Here is a 16,198-nt window from a genome sequence, read left to right as displayed (position 1 = left end):
GCGGGGATGACGGAAGAGAAGGTCAGTGCGCCGCGCCCCAGCTTGGGCCGTGGCCGATCTCTACCCCTAGTGGCACGCTCAGTTTCACGATCGGCTCGGCGGCGCCTTCCATCACGCGGCGGATGACGGCGCTGGCCTGCTCCACATCGCCTTCCGGCAGTTCGAAGACCAGTTCGTCGTGCACTTGCAGCAGCATCTTGACCTTATCCAATCCCTCCGCCGCCAGCGCCGGGCCCATGCGGGCCATGGCGCGCTTGATGATGTCGGCGCTGGTGCCCTGGATCGGGGCGTTGATCGCGGCGCGCTCGGCGCCCTGCCGTTCGTGCTGGACGGAGGCCTTGATGCGCGGGAACCAGGTCTTCCGGCCGAACAGGGTTTCGGTATAGCCCCGCTCCCGCGCCTTTTCGATCGTGTCGGTGATGTAGAGGCTGATGCCGGGGAAGCGCTCATAATAGCGGGAGATCATGTCCTGCGCTTCGTCGGCGCTGATCTCCAGCCGTCCGGCAAGGCCCCAGCGGCTGATGCCGTAGAGGATGGCGAAGTTGATCGTCTTGGCCCGGCCCCGCGTGTCGCGATTGACCTCTCCGAAAAGCTGCTGCGCGGTGGCGGCGTGGATGTCCTCGCCGTTCGCGAAGGCCTCTTTCAGTGCCGGAACATCGGCCATGTGCGCAGCGAGGCGCAGTTCGATCTGGCTATAGTCCGCCGCCAGGATGACATTGCCCGGCTCCGCGACGAAGGCATGGCGGATCTGGCGGCCGACTTCGGTGCGGATCGGGATGTTCTGGAGGTTGGGATCGGTCGAGGACAGGCGGCCGGTCTGCGCGCCGGACAGCGAGTAGCTGGTGTGGACGCGGCTGGTGTCCTTGTTGATCTGGGCCTGGAGCGCGTCGGTATAGGTGGATTTGAGCTTCGATAGCTGCCGCCAGTCCAACACCTTGCCCGCGATTTCGACGCCTTGGGCCTTGAGCTGCTCCAATATGGTGACGTCGGTGGAATAGGCGCCCGACTTGCCCTTCTTCCCGCCCTTGTAGCCCATTTTGTCGAACAGGATCGCGCCCAGTTGCTGGGTCGATCCGATGGCGAAGGGCTGGCCCGCAAGGCCGTGGATTTCCGTTTCCAGCGCGGCGATTCCGGCGGTGAATTCGGCGGAGAGGCGGGAGAGGGCTTCGCGGTCGACCTTGATGCCCTCATGCTCCATCTTCGCGATGACGGAGACGAGCGGGCGGTCGACCAGCTCGTAGACGCGGGTCGCGCCTTCATGGGCGACGCGGTTCTTGAACAGCTTCCACAGGCGCAGCGTGACGTCGGCATCCTCGGCGGCATATTCGGTCGCCTTGTCGAGCGGGACTTCCGCGAAGCTGATCTGGCTCTTGCCGGTGCCGCATACCTCCTTGAAGCTGATGCAGGTGTGACCCAGGTGCACCTTCGCCGCCTCGTCCATGCCGTGGCCCGCGAGGCTCTGCCCGGCGTCGAGGTCGAAGCTCATGACGATGGTGTCGTCATAGGGAGTGATCTCGATCCCATGGCGGCGCAGGACCGTCATGTCATATTTGAGGTTCTGGCCGATCTTGAGGACACTGTCGTCCTCCAGCAGCGGCTTCAATTTCGCGAGGACGAGGGCGAGGGGGGGTTGGTCGGGTTTCTCCGCGAACATGTCCCTGCCGCCATGGCCGACCGGGATGTAGCAGGCGGCGTTCGGCCCGACGGCGAGGCTGACGCCGACCAGTGTGCAGGAGACGCAGTCCAGCATATCGGTTTCGGTGTCGACGGCGACCAGACCTTCGGCATGAGCGGCGGCGATCCAGCGGTCGAGCGCTTCCTCGGTAACGACCGTTTCGTAGAGGCTGCGGTCGATCGGCGGTTCTTCCTCATGGACCGGGGCGGCGGGGGGCGTCGCTTGCGTGACGGCGGCGGCTGCGGTCGCGACCGCCACGGCGGCGGCGGGCGCTCCGGCGCGGGCGAGCAGCGACTTGAAGCCATGATGTTCGAGGAAGGCTTGCAGCGGTTCCAACGGAATGCCCTTGAGCGTCAGGTCGTCCAGCGGTTCGGGCAGGTCCATCGCATCGTGCAGCGCGACGAGGCGGCGCGACAGCCGCGCCATGTCGGCATGGGCGATGAGATTTTCCTGCATCTTCGACTTTTTCATCGAAGGCGCGGCTTCGAGCGCCGCTTCCAGCCCGCCATATTCGGTGATGAGCTTGGCGGCGGTCTTGGGCCCGATGCCGGGGATGCCGGGGACATTGTCGACGCTGTCGCCCATCAGCGCGAGGACGTCGCCCAATTGCTCCGGCTGGACGCCGAATTTGCCCATCACATAGTCGGCGCCGCGCCGCTCATTCTTCATCGTGTCGTACATGTCGACGCCGGGCTGGATGAGCTGCATCAAATCCTTGTCGGAGCTGACGATGGTGACGTGCCAGCCCGCCGCGACGGCGGCCTTGGTGTAGCTGGCGATGATGTCGTCCGCCTCGAACCCCGCTTCCTCGATGCAGGGGAGGGAGAAGGCGCGGGTGGCGTCGCGGATCATCGGGAATTGGGGGACCAGGTCTTCCGGCGCGGGAGGGCGGTTCGCCTTATACTGGTCGTACATGTCGTTGCGGAAGGTGTGGCTGCCCTTGTCCAGCACCACGGCGAGGTGGGTGGGGCCTTCCGCCTTGCCCAGTTCCTCGGCCAGCTTCCAGAGCATGGTGGTGTAGCCATAGACCGCGCCGACGGGCTGGCCATGCTTGTTGGTGAGCGGCGGAAGCTGGTGATAGGCGCGGAAGATGTAGCCGCTGCCGTCGACGAGGTAGAGATGATTCTGGGGCATGGGGTGAGGGGATAGCGGGTTATGGGGAGGGGCTCTAGTGGGGTTGTCGGTGTAGGAAGCGGGTTCCCGGCGCAAGACTGGGGCGATGCAGCGGAAAGGACGGAAATCCGCCATTTTTGGGCCGAAGTTCACAGTGTATGCGCGCGCGTGCCTGAGCGCGCGTAGGCGCGAGGCGGATTGTGTCGGACTTTTCAAAGAAGGGAACGGGATAGGTCGGTTGGAGCGGAATAGGACAGGATAAAATCGCTCTCTGGTGGAGAAATAGGATGTTTTTGGGAACGGGCTGTGGCGGTTGAGTCACGCATGACCGTTAACCAGTCATCCAGGCTCAAGGCCGGATGGACTAAGGATAGACTGGAAGCGACCAATAAAGGACATCTGGCTATCGGCCTATGAGCTTACGGTAGCCCTCAGGAGCGAATTTAAAGGTCATTTAATCCATCAACGTGATAAGGCGCTCAACGGAGCCTTTCATGCATGCTTTGATGATCCTTGCCGGGACACTGCTTCCCCTATTTGCTTCCTTGATCGTGTCAGCGGAATGGGGAAGAGTTTGGAAGGCCGTATTCATTGGCACGTTTCTATCCCTGCTCTCCTTAGCGATCTTGATTTTCATCGAGCGCAACAATGACGGCGGCCTCATTGCCACGGTAGTTGGTCTGCCGTTTATTTTCGGATTTGCGTTTGTGGGCACTACGGTTGGCAGGATGATGCACAAGCCAAGAGCATGATTGATCGGTTTAGCTGCCCGTCCGCTAACCACCTCTTTTCCGTCATGCCAGCGAAAGCAGGCATTTAGGGAGGCGATGCGCGACATGGCCTGAGACCCCAGCTTCTGCTGGGGTGACGGCGTAGGGGGCGGGTCTTAAAGGACCTCGCTCACGCGTTCCGGAGGGCGGGCGATGACGGCGCCTTTGTCCGTAATCACGATGGCGCGTTCGATCAGGATCGGGTGTTGCGCCATGGCGTCGAGCACCGCCTTGTTGTCCGTCAGGTCGAGGCCGATTTCTTTCACCACCGCCTCGCCCTTGCGGACGGCTTCGGAGGAGCGGACGCCCGCCTTGGCCAGCACCGCTTCGATTTCGGTGCGGCTGGGCGGGGTCTTGAGATATTCGACGACCTCCACCTCGACCCCCGGCGTGGCTTCGAGGATCGCCAGCGCCTGCCGCGACTTGGAGCAGCGGGGGTTGTGCCAGATGATCGCTTTCACTGGGCTTCGTCCTTCGCCAGCCACTCTTCCAGCCATTTGATCGTATAGTCGCCGTTGAGGAAATCCGGGTCGGTCAGCAGCTTCTGGTGGAGCGGGATCGTGGTCTTCATGCCCTCGATCACATATTCCTCCAGAGCGCGCTTCAGGCGCATGATGCAGCCTTCGCGGGTGCGGCCGTAGACGATCAGCTTGCCGATCATGCTGTCATAATAGGGCGGCACTTTATAGCCCTGGTACAGCCCGCTATCGACGCGGACATGCATCCCGCCCGGCACATGATAGCTGGTGACGGTGCCCGGCGAGGGCGCGAAAGTCCGGGGGTCTTCGGCGTTGATGCGGCATTCGATGGCATGGCCGGTGAAGCGCAGGTCTTCCTGGGCCACTGAGAGCGGCTTGCCTTCCGCGATGCGGATCTGTTCGCGGACCAGGTCGAGGCCGGTGATCATCTCCGTTACCGGATGCTCCACCTGCAGGCGGGTGTTCATCTCGATGAAGTAGAATTCGCCGTCTTCCCACAGGAATTCGATCGTGCCCGCGCCGCGATAGCCCATGTCGGCCATCGCCTTGCGCACCACTTCGCCCATTCGGTCGCGTTCGGCGGCGGAAAGGACGGGGGAGGGGGCTTCCTCCAGCACCTTCTGGTGGCGGCGCTGGAGCGAGCAGTCGCGCTCGCCCAGATGGATGGCGTTGCCCTTGCCGTCACCGAAGACCTGGAATTCGATATGCCGGGGATTGCCCAGATATTTTTCCATATAGACGGTGTCGTCACCGAAGGCGGCCTTGGCTTCGCTGCCAGCCTGCTTCATCGACGTTTCGAGCAGGTCTTCGGAGGGCACGACCTTCATGCCGCGACCGCCGCCGCCCGATGCGGCCTTGATCAGTACCGGATAGCCGATCTTCGCGGCCACTTCCTTCGCTTCCTCGACGCTGGTGAGCGCGCCGTCGGAGCCGGGGACCAGCGGCAGGCCGAGCGCGCCTGCGGTGCGCTTGGCTTCCACCTTGTCGCCCATGATGCGGATATGTTCGGGCTTCGGGCCGACGAAGGCGAGGTTATGCGCCTCCACGATTTCCGCGAACTGCGCGTTTTCCGACAGGAAGCCATAGCCGGGATGGATCGCGTCCGCGCCGGAGATTTCGGCGGCGGAGATGATCGCGGCGATGTTGAGATAGCTGTCCTTCGCCGCGGGCGGCCCGATGCAGATCGCTTCGTCGGCAAGGCGCACATGCATGGCGTCGGCGTCGGCGGTCGAGTGGACCGCCACCGTCTTGATGCCCATTTCATGGCAGGCGCGGTGGATGCGGAGCGCAATTTCGCCCCGGTTCGCGATCAGCAGCTTTTCGATGGCCATATGTGAAGCGGCCCTTATTCGATGACGATCAGCGGCTGGTCATATTCGACCGGCTGGCCGTTATCGACCAGCACGGCCTTGACCGTGCCGGCGTTGGGCGCGGTGATGGCGTTCATGACCTTCATCGCCTCCACGATCAGTACGGTGTCGCCTGCCTTTACGGTCGAACCGACCGAGGCGAAGGGCGCGGCGCCCGGCTCGGCCGACAGATAGGCGGTGCCGACGATGGGCGAACGGATGGCGTTGGTGGCGACCGCTTCGGCCGGGGCGGCGGCCGGAGCGGCAGCGGCGACCGGCGCGACGGCCGCCGGAGCAGGCGCGGCGATATAGGCGGGCGCGCCATTGCCGTTGCTGACCTTACGGGCGACGCGGATCTTGCGGTCGCCGTCCTCCACCTCGATTTCCGTCAGGTTGGTGTCGTCGAGCAGCGCGGCGAGATCGCGCACCAGTTGTACGTCCACCTGCATCGCGCCCTTTTCAGCCTTGTCGTTCATTTTCAGTCCCTGGACGGTGAATTTCGTTTCTGACGGTCGCGCCTATGCGCATTTGCGCCGGAGCGCAACTTATGTGCGTCGAGTTACAGTTCGAGAGCGGCTTCGAGCGCCAGCATGTAGGACATGGCGCCGAAGCCCGCGATGGTGCCCTTCGCCGCCATGCCGACATAGCTTTTGTGGCGGAAAGGCTCGCGCGCATGGGGGTTGGAGAGGTGGATTTCGATCACCGGGACCGTGATGCCCTTGATCGCATCGTGCAGCGCGATCGACGTGTGGGTGAGGCCGCCGGGGTTGAGGAGGACGGCGTGGGCGCCCTCCGCATGGGCTTCCTGAAGCCAGTCGATGAGGTGGCCCTCATGGTTGGACTGGCGGAAATCGATCTCCACATGGGCGCGGCCGGCGGCGTCTTCCATGCGTTCGGCAATGTCGTCCAGCGTGTCATAGCCGTAGATTTCCGGCTCCCGCGTGCCCAGCATGTTGAGGTTGGGGCCGTTCAGGACATAGATTTTGCGCGTTTCGGCCATGACGGTCCCCCTTTATGTTGCTTGCGGGGCCATGCCGCCCCTATATGCGCGCTGATCTTTAGCCCTTCGTGTCGCGCCAAGTCGAGACACCTTGTTTGACAGGACAGAGCATTGAGCGTCGACGGAACCGTCTCCATCCATATCAACGGCGAGCATCGCCGCGTGCGCGCCGGGCTGACGCTGGCGGAGCTGGCGAGCGAGCTGGGCTTCGTGCCGGAAAAGGTCGCGGTGGAGCGCAATCTGGAGGTGGTGCCGCGCTCGACGCTGGCGCAGGTGTGCGTCGAGGATGGCGACGAGCTGGAGATCGTGCACTTTGTTGGTGGTGGCGACGTGTCGGCGGTGGACGAAGATAGCTGGACCGTCGCGGGGCAGACCTTCCGCTCGCGGCTGATCGTCGGCACGGGCAAGTACAAGAATTTCGAGCAGAATGCGGCGGCGGTCGCGGCTTCGGGGGCGGAGATCGTCACCGTGGCGGTGCGGCGGGTCAATGTGTCGGACCCCAAGGCGCCGATGCTGACGGATTTCATCGATCCGAAGAAGATCACCTATCTGCCGAATACGGCGGGGTGCTTTACGGGTGAGGAGGCGATCCGCACGCTGCGCTTGGCGCGGGAAGCGGGTGGCTGGGAGCTGATCAAGCTGGAGGTGCTGGGCGAGGCGCGGACGCTCTATCCCGACATGGTGGAGACGCTGCGGGCGACCGAGGTTCTGGCCAAGGAAGGTTTCAAGCCGATGGTCTATTGCGTCGACGATCCGATCGCGGCGAAGCGGCTGGAGGATGCGGGCGCGGTGGCGATCATGCCGCTGGGCGCGCCGATCGGGTCGGGGCTGGGCATTCAGAATCGCGTGACGATCCGGTTGATCGTCGAGGGCACCAAGCTGCCGGTGCTGGTCGATGCGGGCGTGGGGACGGCTTCGGAAGCGGCTGAGGCGATGGAGCTGGGTTGCACCGGGGTTCTCATGAACACGGCGATCGCCGAGGCGAAGGACCCGGTACTGATGGCCGCCGCGATGAAGGCGGGGGTTGAGGCGGGCCGCATGGCCTATCGCGCCGGGCGGATGGGCAAGCGCATGTATGCCGATCCGTCGAGTCCGCTCGCCGGGCTGATCTGATTTCCCGATCCGACGTGCTCCTGCGCAGGCAGGAGCCCAGTTCGGAAGTTGCCTGTTCACGCGAGGGCGGGACTAGGCTCCTGCCTGCGCAGGAGCACGGGAGCGTGTTTTTCGCTGTCGCAGCAAATTGACCCTTTGCCGGGTTGCTCCTATTTCCTTGGGCGGATTCCCGGACAGGAGGATTGCGATGGTGAACAAGCTCTACCCTGATGCTGCGAGCGCGTTGGAGGGGCTTCTCTTCGACGGGATGCATCTGTGCGCGGGCGGTTTTGGGCTGTGCGGGATTCCCGAGCGGCTGATCGACGCGATCCGGGATTCGGGCGTCAAGGATCTGACCATCGCCTCCAACAATGCCGGGATCGACGGCGAGGGGCTGGGCAAGCTGCTGCGCACGCGGCAGGTGAAGAAGATGATCTCCTCCTATGTCGGGGAGAATAAAGAGTTCGAGCGGCAATATCTGGCGGGCGAGCTGGAGGTGGAGTTCTGCCCCCAGGGCACGCTGGCGGAGCGCTGCCGGGCGGGCGGCGCGGGCATTCCGGGCTTCTACACCAAGACCGGCGTCGGAACGGCCGTGGCCGAGGGCAAGGAAGTCAAGAATTTCGACGGGCAGGATTATATATTGGAGCGGGGCATCTTCGCGGACGTCGCCATCATCAAGGGCTGGAAGGCCGATGAGAGCGGCAATCTGATCTTCCGCAAGACGGCGCGCAACTTCAACCAGCCCATGGCGACGGCGGCGAAGGTCTGCATCGCGGAAGTCGAGGAGGTGGTGCCGACCGGCAGCCTCGATCCCGATGCGATCCATCTGCCGGGCATTTACGTCAAGCGCATGATCATAGGCAGCCCCTATGAGAAGAAGATCGAATTCCGCACCGTTCGCCAGAGGGAGGCTGCATAATGGCCTGGACCAGAGATGAGATGGCCGCGCGTGCGGCGAAGGAATTGCAGGACGGTTTCTATGTGAACCTGGGCATCGGCATTCCGACGCTGGTGGCGAACCATATACCGGCGGGCGTGGAAGTGACGCTCCAGTCGGAGAATGGCATGCTGGGCATCGGGCCTTTCCCGTTCGAGGGGGAGGAAGACCCGGACCTGATCAACGCGGGCAAGCAGACGATCAGCGAATTGCCGCAGTCGGTCTATTTCCAGCGCCGACAGCTTCGCGATGATCCGGGGCGGGCATATCGACCTGACCGTGCTGGGCGCGATGGAAGTGGCGGAAAATGGCGACATCGCCAACTGGATGATCCCCGGCAAGATGATCAAGGGCATGGGCGGCGCGATGGATCTGGTCGCGGGCGTCAAGAAGATCATCGTCGTCATGGAGCATACGTCCAAGGACGGCAGCCCCAAGTTCATCCCCGCCTGCACCCTGCCTCTGACCGGCAAGAATGTGGTCGACATGATCGTCACCGACCTTTGCGTGTTCCAGCGGTCGGACCATGACAGCCCGTTCCGCCTCGTCGAGCTCGCTCCGGGCGTGACGGCGGAGGAAGTCGCCGCTAAGACCAGTGCGCATTATCTGGCTTAAGGAAGCGCGATGAGCCTCGACGGCACCTATGACGAGGGCAATGTCTTTGCCCTGATCCTTCAGGGAAAAATCCCTTCGACCAAGCTCTATGAGGATGAGCATAGCTACGCTTTCCTGGACATCCAGCCGCAGTCCAAGGGGCACAGCCTGGTCATTTCCAAATGGTCGAAGGCGCGCAACATATTGGAGGTCGAGGATGAGGCGCTGGCGCAGGTGATGGCGACGGTGAAGAAGGTCGCCATCGCCACCCGCAAGGCGCTGGACCCCGACGGCATCCACGTCGCGCAGTTCAACGGCGCCCCCGCCGGGCAGACGGTGTTCCACCTGCATGTCCATATCGTGCCGCGCTGGGAGGGGCAGCCGCGCAACTTCGTCGCCCATGCGCAGGGCGATTTCGCTGACCCTGCGGCCTTGCAGGCGCTGGCCGAAGAGATTCGCGCCCAGTTCTGATGCGGCCAATCCCGATGAAAGCGCTCTGACATGGCGCTCAAGCCCTTCAAGGCTCCCGGTGCGCGGCTGGCGCTGCGTTCCAAGCGGGAGAGCCGGCGCTTTGCCGGTGGCGAACGGCCTGCCGAGGTGATCCTCGACATTTCGCGGTTGCTCTCGCGCAGTTTCCATGCCGCGCCGACCGGGATCGACCGGGTCGAGTTCACCTATGCCCGCGAATTGCTGGAGCGGATGCCGGAACGGCTCGCCTTTGCCGCCGTGCATCCGGCGGGCGGCTATTATGGACGGCTGAAGGATGCGGCGGTGCGCCAGTTCCTGGCGTTCACGGCGGCGCGCTGGCGCAACAAGGGGCCGGTGGATGAAAAGGAGAGCAAGGCGGCGGTGATCCGCCATCTGATCGCCTTGCGGCCCCGCCCGGTGCCGGTGGCGGAGGGGCCGCGCATCTATTTGCAGGTGTCGCCGCATCATCTGGACGACGCCGATCAGGTCGGCGCGATCCTGCGGGCGGAGGGCGCGCGCTTCGTGACTTTGGTGCATGACGTGATCCCGCTCACCCATCCCGAATTCGCCCGGCCTCAGGGCGCGGAGGAGCATTTGAAGCGGGTGCGGACGATCGACCGCTATGCCGACGGGATTATCGGCAACAGCCAGGCGACCATCGATGCGCTGGCGCCGCATCTCAAGCGCGGGCTGGACGGGCGGGTGATCCGGGTGGCGCATTTCGGGGCCGATGCGCCGGACATGGTGGTGGAGGGCGGCCATGAGGTGCCGGAGCGGCCCTATTTCGTCTATATTTCGACCATCGAGCCGCGAAAGAACCATCTGTTGCTGCTGAACATCTGGCGGCGGCTGGTGGAAAGGCTGGGCGATCAGGCGCCGGTGCTGGTGCTGATCGGACGGCGCGGCTGGGAGAATGAGAATGTCGTCGACATGCTGGAGCGCGCCGAAATCCTGCGCGGCCATGTGATAGAGGCGGGCAGCGTGCCCGACAATGCAATGAACGCGCTGGTCGCGGGGGCGCGGGCGATGCTGATGCCCTCCTTCGAGGAAGGCTATGGCATGCCGGTGATCGAGACCCTGTCGGCGGGCGTGCCCGTGATCTGCAGCGACATCGTCGCGCATCGGGAGGTCGGCGGGGAGGCGCCGGATTATCTCGATCCGCTGGACGGTCTGGGCTGGCTGAGGGCCATCGAGGCTTATAGCAGACCGGATTCGCCGGAGCGAGCGGCGCAACTGGCGCGGATCGCAGGTTGGCGGGCGCCGACATGGGATGCCTATTTCGATATTGTGGCCGATATGCTGCATGAAATGACGGCTTCGGCCTTTGCTTGACGTCCTCCCATTGGGCGCGCAAGAAGCTGATGTGACGGGTTTTTTTGGCGGCGGAAAGCATCGCTCGGGGACTGGACGGGGCAGGGGACGGCTTTTTTCGTGAACGCGCCAGCTTTTCTGCGCTCTCCCCCCTTTCCGGGCATCAAGGCGGCGACGGCCGCGATCAGCCATCCGCGCCAGGCCGGGGACGCGCCCGTCGTCGTGGCCGACGCTGTGCTGGAGGCCATGGCCGAGGCGCGGGTGGGCGGCGCTTTCTGGGGCCACAGGCCGGAAGGGATCAGGCTGGTGGCGCGGGCCGGGATAGCCGTACCGCCGGAAGCGCTGGAAGGGCTTTCCGCGCAGGAAATCGGCATTGTTGGGGGTGGTCGGCCAAGGAATGGCATTGCGGGTCGTGAGCTGCCGTCGCCTGTCGACCTTTGGGCGGCGGTTGCCGGTGCGCGGTCCGTGCATGCGGGGGCGGATGACGAACTGGCGATCATTGCGGGCTTGCTGGGCGTGCCGGTCTATGGGGTGGATTCGCGTCCGGTCGCGGCGGAGGTGTTGCGGGAGGCGGCCCGGTCGGCGGTGGCGTCGGCCCGCTATCGCGACTGTTTCAGCGGCGAGCCGGTCGATGCCCTGCATGCCGTGGCGCAGCTTGCCGACTGGCGACGGCATCTGGACGGCAATCACGGCATAGCGGTGGCCTGCGGCATGGCCTTCTGGAAGCGGGAGGCGATCCGTTATTTTCTGTGGGATGGGGTTCGCTCGCCGCCCTTCCTGTCGCCGGACAGGGGACTGCGGCGGGCGGTCAGGCAAGGCGGCGCGCTGGCGGTCTGGCCCTCGCGGGTGCCGTCCGCCGCGATGGATGAAGCGCGGCGGCGGGGCGTGACCGTCGCCAAGGTCGAGGACGGCTTCCTCCGGTCGAAGGGATTGGGGGCGGCGCTGCATCCGCCGGGGTCTGTGGTGATCGACCGGTCGGGCATCTATTATGATGCGCGCTTCCCAAGCGACATGGAAAAGCTGCTGGCGACCCAGGGCTTTACCCCGGCGCTGGAGCAGCGGGCGGCGCGCCTGCGGGCCATGATCCGGGCTTCAGGCGTCACCAAATATGGCAAGGATATGGGGCGGATGATCGATCTGCCCCAGGGGCGCCGGACGGTATTGGCCGTGGGGCAGGTCGAGGATGATCTGTCGGTCGAATATGGCGGCGCGGGCGTGACGGGCAATCTGGACCTGTTGCAGCGGGTGCGCGCCGCCGAGCCGGATGCCTTCATCGTTTATCGCCCCCATCCCGATGTGCAGGCGGGGCTGCGCAAGGGCCATCTGAGCGACGCCACGGTGCTCGCCCTGGCCGACGCCATCGACACCGGATCGCCGCTGATGGCGCTGGTGCAGGCGGTGGATGAGGTGCATGTGCTCTCCTCCCTGACCGGGTTCGAGGCGCTGATGCGCGACCGGCCCGTCACGGTCCACGGCATGCCTTTCTATGCGGGCTGGGGGCTGACCCGGGATCTCGCCGCGCCCAATGGACGGCGCGGTCGTCGGCTCACCCTGGATCAGCTTGTCGCGGGCGCCTTGATTCTCTATCCACGGTATCTGGACCCGGTCACCCGCCTGCCTTGCGGACCTGAAATCATGGTGGAGCGTTTGGCAAGCGGGGCGCCGTCTCGGGCGTCATGGTTAATCCGCCTGCGCACTTTACAGGGGAAGTTGCAGAGATTTATGACCTTGTCCGCCGAGTATTTCCATGGTTGACGTGTCCGCCAAGACCTTCCTCTTCCTTCAGGGACCGCATGGCCCCTATTTCGCGATGCTGGCCGATGCGCTGCGGGCGCGGGGGCACCGGGCGCTGCGCATCAACATCAATGGCGGCGACAAGGTCGACTGGCCGGGCGAGGGCGCGACCGACTATCGCGGCACCTTCCGCAACTGGCCGCTTTTCTTCGACGATCATATCGTCAGCCATGGCGTGACCGACCTGATCCTCTATGGCGATTGCCGACCCTATCATGATTCCGCGCACAAGATGGCGCGGCTGCGCAACCTGCGCGTCCATGTGGTGGAGGAGGGCTATATCCGCCCCGATTTCCTGACCTTGCAGGAAGATGGGGTGAACGGCAATTCGACCCTGCCGCTCGACCCCGAATGGTTTCTGGAGCAGGCGAAGACCCTGCCGCCGGAGGAGAATGGCCTGGAGCCGCAAATCCCCTCCACCTTCCGCCAGCGCGCCTTCAACACCGGGCGCAACGGCATGGCGTCGGCGCTGATGCGGCCTGCCTTTCCCTTCTACCGGACGCACCGGCCCAACAGCTTCCTCTGGGAGACGGTGGGCTGGTTCAAGAAGCTGAACCTGCGCCAGACCGAGCGGCGCAGGTCGCGGGAGGAATGGGCGAAGGTCAAGGACCGGCCCTATTTCACTTTGCCGCTGCAACTGGATTCCGATTATCAGATCCGCGTCCATTCGCCCTTCGGCACGATGCGGGCGGCGTTGCGCTTCGTGATCAAGAGCTTTGCCGCGCACGCCCCGGCCAATACCGCTTTGGTGGTGAAGCGGCATCCGCTCGATCCCGGGCTGGTCGCTTGGGGGCGGCTGACGCGGCGGCTGGCGGCGCATTATGGCGTGGGCGACCGGGTATATTATCTGGCGGACTGGGACATTGCCGAGGTGGTCGGCCATTCGCTGGGCGTGGTCACGGTCAACAGCACCGTGGGCACGCTGGCGCTGAATGCCGGGAAGCCGGTCGTCGTGCTGGGCCATGCGGTCTACAAGGTGCCGGGCGTGGTGCATAAACGGTCGCTGGACGAATTCTGGTCCGCGCCGGGTGCGCCGGACATGGCGCTTTATTCGGCCTTCCGCCGGGTGTTGATCGATCGCTGCCTGATCCGGGGCGGGTTGCTGAGCGAGGAAGGGTTGCGCCTGTTGGTCGAGAATGCGGTGGAGCGGCTGACCCGCAGGCCGCCTGCGCGGACGCCCGCCCGGCGAGCGGCCGTGGTGCATGATCTGAACAGCGCCCGCACCGCTGTTCGTTAGAATGGCGTTCGTTAGCATGGCGGGGATGCCGCCGACGCTTTCGGAGATAGTGGAGGACAATCTGGCGACCCTGGCGTCGGGCGCCAGCGCGCGGGTGTGCCGCGTCGGGGAGCGCCATGTCGTCAAGATTTTCCACGCCGCCGTGTCGGAGGAGATGATCGAGCGCGAATATGCCGCCGCGACGCTGGCGGCGGACTGCGGCGTCGCCGTCGCCCGGCCGGTCGGGCAATTGCGGCTGAGGGCGGGGCGGGGGATCCTCTATCCGGAGGTCGAGGGGCCGACGATGATGCGGCAACTGCGCCTGCGGCCGCTGCGCAGCGGGGCGATGCTGCGGGAGATGGCGGCGTTCCATCGGCGGATTCACGATTGCGGAGCGCCGGAGCTGCGGTCGCTGCGGGCGGTGTTGCGGACGGACATACTCTATGGGCCTGCCGAGGCGGACTTGCAGCGGGCGGCGCTTCGGCTGCTCGACGGGCTACCCGATGGCGACCGGCTGCTGCATGGCGATTTCCATGTGAAGAATATCCTGATGGCGCGGGACGGACCGGTCGCGATCGACTGGTCGAAGGCGGCGCGGGGGCCGGTCACGCCGGACATATTGCGCACGGAAATGCTGATGCGCTTTGGCGAGGGGCCGCAGGACTGGCTGACCAACCGGGCGCGGGACTGGGCGGCGCGCTGCTATGCGGATCATTACCGCCGGATCGCGCCGGGGCATTTCGCGCAGGTGGCGGAATGGCGGGCGGTGGTGGCGCTGGCCTGGCTGCGGGCGCGGGCGCCGGTGCGGCGGAAGGCCTTCCTGGCCTATCTCAACGGCGCGCTGGCGGCGGTGGGCCTGCCGCTTATAGCGGGATGACGTGATCGGCCAGCCGTTCGACCTCCGCCCGGTCGTGGCTGACGTAGAGCATCGGCATGGCGAGATCGCGCTTCATCCGTTCGATGACGGTCAATATCTCCTCCCGCCGGGCCGGATCGAGCGAGGAAAGCGGTTCGTCCAGCAGCAGGAATCGGGGGCCGGAGAGCAGCGCCCGGCCGATGGCGACGCGTTGCGCTTCGCCGCCGGAGAGCGTGGCGGGCCATCGGTCGAGCAAATGGCCGATGCCCAGGAAATCGAGCACGGCGTCGAAGGGCAAGGGGGCATCGCCATGCCGTCCGTACAGCAGGTTCGCCCGCACCCGCATATGGGGGAAGAGGCGTCCGTCCTGAAAGACATAGCCTGCGCGGCGCTGGGCGGCGGGGACGTTGATCGCGGCGCTGCTGTCGAACAATGTTTCGCCCGCGACCGCGATCCGGCCCTGGTCGGGCGTGACGATGCCCGCGACCATGTTGAGGATGCTGGTCTTGCCCGCGCCGGACGGGCCGAACAGGGCGATCAGGCCCGCGCCCGCATGCGCTCGCAGCGCGATATGGCGTTCCCCGATGCGGTGGTCGATCTCCAGGTCAAAGGACATGGTTGGTCCTTCCGCCGCCGGCCCGGCGGGCGAGCGCTTCCGAAGCGACCAGCGCGCCCAGCGACAGCAGGATCGAGATGATGGCGAGCCGCGTCACCGCTGTCTCCGCGCCGGGCATTTGCAGGGCGGAATAGATGGCGATGGGCAGGGTGCGGGTTTCGCCGGGGACGTCGGACACGAAGGTGATGGTCGCGCCGAATTCCCCGATGGAACGGGCGAAGCCGAGCACCAGTCCCGCCAATATGCCGGGCAATGCGAGGGGCAGGGAGATGGTGAGGAAGACGCGGCGGCGTTTCGCGCCCAGTGTCTGGGCGGCCTGCTCCAGCCGCCGGTCTATGCCCTCGATCGACAGGCGCATGGCGCGCACCATCAGCGGCATCGCCATGATCGCGGAGGCAAGCGCCGCGCCGGTCCAGCGGAACATGAAGCTGACGCCCAGCACCTGTTCGAACAGCTTGCCCAGAGGGCCGTTCGCGCCGAACAGCAGCAGCAGCAGCCATCCGGTCACGACCGGCGGCACCACCAGCGGCAGATGGACGAGCGCGTCGACGAGCAGCTTGCCGGGAAAGCGCGACCGGGCGAGCAGCCAGGCGAGCGCGAAGGCGACCGGCAGCATCAGCCCGACCGCGACCAGGCTGACCCGGAGCGACAGCGCGACGATGCTCCATTCTTCGGGGGAGAGGATCATGCCGCCCTCTTTCTAACAGGATGGGGGAAAATGCCAGCATTCGTCGTGGGAGTGCGGGGCTTCAGCCCAGGGCGGGCTGCAAATGGTTGAAGCGAGTCACGTGCCTCGCTTCAATTTCTGCGCTTCCGGTGCTCACATACTTTGAGTACGCTGCGTCGAAACGAGTCACGTGCCTCGTTTCGAGGTTCTCGAAATCCACCATTTTCACCGCACCCTGAACTGAATGCTCACACTCCCATC

15 protein-coding genes and 1 pseudogene are annotated in these 16,198 nt (G+C 65.1%); 9 read left to right on the top strand and 7 right to left on the bottom strand.

The genetic code is table 11. The features are described 5' to 3' along the window. Window positions 1-22 precede the first annotated feature (22 nt). On the bottom strand, window positions 23-2,809 hold the full coding sequence (gene polA / locus HUK72_RS09710; protein WP_176596610.1) for a DNA polymerase I: 2,787 nt from the start codon (window positions 2,807-2,809) through the stop codon (window positions 23-25). Window positions 2,810-3,282: 473 nt separating this feature from the next. Between polA and HUK72_RS09705 the strand changes: the two genes are divergently transcribed. Then, on the top strand, window positions 3,283-3,540 hold the full coding sequence (locus tag HUK72_RS09705) for a hypothetical protein (RefSeq protein ID WP_176596609.1): 258 nt from the start codon (window positions 3,283-3,285) through the stop codon (window positions 3,538-3,540). 134 nt (window positions 3,541-3,674) lie between these two features. Here HUK72_RS09705 and arsC read toward each other — a convergent pair whose 3' ends face one another. The 4 genes from arsC to aroQ form a co-directional block, all read right to left on the bottom strand. Then, window positions 3,675-4,019: an arsenate reductase (glutaredoxin) gene (arsC, locus tag HUK72_RS09700; protein WP_176596608.1), complete on the bottom strand. Its 345-nt coding sequence runs from the start codon at window positions 4,017-4,019 to the stop codon at window positions 3,675-3,677. Next, complete coding sequence (gene accC, locus HUK72_RS09695; protein WP_176596607.1) at window positions 4,016-5,368, bottom strand: acetyl-CoA carboxylase biotin carboxylase subunit; 1,353 nt, start codon at window positions 5,366-5,368, stop codon at window positions 4,016-4,018. The genes arsC and accC overlap by 4 nt, the downstream gene beginning before the upstream one ends. Window positions 5,369-5,382: 14 nt before the next feature. Continuing rightward, entirely contained in the window at window positions 5,383-5,862 is a 480-nt protein-coding gene (gene accB / locus HUK72_RS09690; protein ID WP_176596606.1) for an acetyl-CoA carboxylase biotin carboxyl carrier protein, read from the bottom strand. An 83-nt stretch (window positions 5,863-5,945) separates the two neighbouring features. Further along, window positions 5,946-6,386 carry a type II 3-dehydroquinate dehydratase gene (aroQ, locus tag HUK72_RS09685; RefSeq protein ID WP_066555288.1) on the bottom strand — a complete coding sequence of 147 codons (441 nt, stop codon included), beginning with the start codon at window positions 6,384-6,386 and terminating at the stop codon, window positions 5,946-5,948. Window positions 6,387-6,497: 111 nt separating this feature from the next. Between aroQ and thiS the strand changes: the two genes are divergently transcribed. From thiS to HUK72_RS09645, 8 genes and pseudogenes are all read left to right on the top strand, one after another. Beyond that, complete coding sequence (thiS, locus tag HUK72_RS09680; protein WP_176596605.1) at window positions 6,498-7,499, top strand: sulfur carrier protein ThiS; 1,002 nt, start codon at window positions 6,498-6,500, stop codon at window positions 7,497-7,499. Between the two features lie 187 nt (window positions 7,500-7,686). Further along, window positions 7,687-8,397 (top strand): CoA transferase subunit A, encoded by a 711-nt coding sequence (locus HUK72_RS09675; protein ID WP_176596604.1) that lies wholly within the window; start codon window positions 7,687-7,689, stop codon window positions 8,395-8,397. After that, window positions 8,397-9,030: pseudogene (locus HUK72_RS09670) on the top strand (CoA transferase subunit B). The gene HUK72_RS09675 and the pseudogene HUK72_RS09670 overlap by 1 nt, the downstream one beginning before the upstream one ends. A gap of 9 nt (window positions 9,031-9,039) precedes the next feature. Further along, complete coding sequence (locus tag HUK72_RS09665) at window positions 9,040-9,480, top strand: HIT family protein (RefSeq protein ID WP_176596603.1); 441 nt, start codon at window positions 9,040-9,042, stop codon at window positions 9,478-9,480. Window positions 9,481-9,510: 30 nt separating this feature from the next. Continuing rightward, on the top strand, window positions 9,511-10,809 hold the full coding sequence (locus tag HUK72_RS09660) for a glycosyltransferase family 1 protein (protein WP_176596602.1): 1,299 nt from the start codon (window positions 9,511-9,513) through the stop codon (window positions 10,807-10,809). A gap of 99 nt (window positions 10,810-10,908) precedes the next feature. After that, entirely contained in the window at window positions 10,909-12,543 is a 1,635-nt protein-coding gene (locus tag HUK72_RS09655) for a beta-3-deoxy-D-manno-oct-2-ulosonic acid transferase (RefSeq protein ID WP_176596601.1), read from the top strand. Continuing rightward, window positions 12,536-13,819 carry a capsule biosynthesis protein gene (locus tag HUK72_RS09650; protein WP_176596600.1) on the top strand — a complete coding sequence of 428 codons (1,284 nt, stop codon included), beginning with the start codon at window positions 12,536-12,538 and terminating at the stop codon, window positions 13,817-13,819. Before HUK72_RS09655 ends, HUK72_RS09650 begins: the two co-directional genes overlap by 8 nt. Before the next feature lies 1 nt (window position 13,820). Beyond that, on the top strand, window positions 13,821-14,675 hold the full coding sequence (locus HUK72_RS09645) for an aminoglycoside phosphotransferase family protein (RefSeq protein ID WP_255325655.1): 855 nt from the start codon (window positions 13,821-13,823) through the stop codon (window positions 14,673-14,675). Here HUK72_RS09645 and HUK72_RS09640 read toward each other — a convergent pair. Together HUK72_RS09640 and modB are read right to left on the bottom strand one after the other, a co-directional pair. After that, on the bottom strand, window positions 14,662-15,270 hold the full coding sequence (locus tag HUK72_RS09640; RefSeq protein ID WP_176596598.1) for an ATP-binding cassette domain-containing protein: 609 nt from the start codon (window positions 15,268-15,270) through the stop codon (window positions 14,662-14,664). The genes HUK72_RS09645 and HUK72_RS09640 overlap by 14 nt on opposite strands. After that, complete coding sequence (gene modB, locus HUK72_RS09635) at window positions 15,260-15,958, bottom strand: molybdate ABC transporter permease subunit (RefSeq protein ID WP_176596597.1); 699 nt, start codon at window positions 15,956-15,958, stop codon at window positions 15,260-15,262. The genes HUK72_RS09640 and modB overlap by 11 nt, the downstream gene beginning before the upstream one ends. Between the last annotated feature and the right edge of the window lie 240 nt (window positions 15,959-16,198).

The organism is Sphingobium sp. 15-1, from assembly GCF_013375535.1.
In the GTDB taxonomy this organism is placed as follows: Bacteria; Pseudomonadota; Alphaproteobacteria; order Sphingomonadales; family Sphingomonadaceae; genus Sphingobium; species Sphingobium aromaticivastans.
Note: the sequence above shows the minus strand (reverse complement) of the source record. Positions and strands in the feature narration are given on the sequence as shown.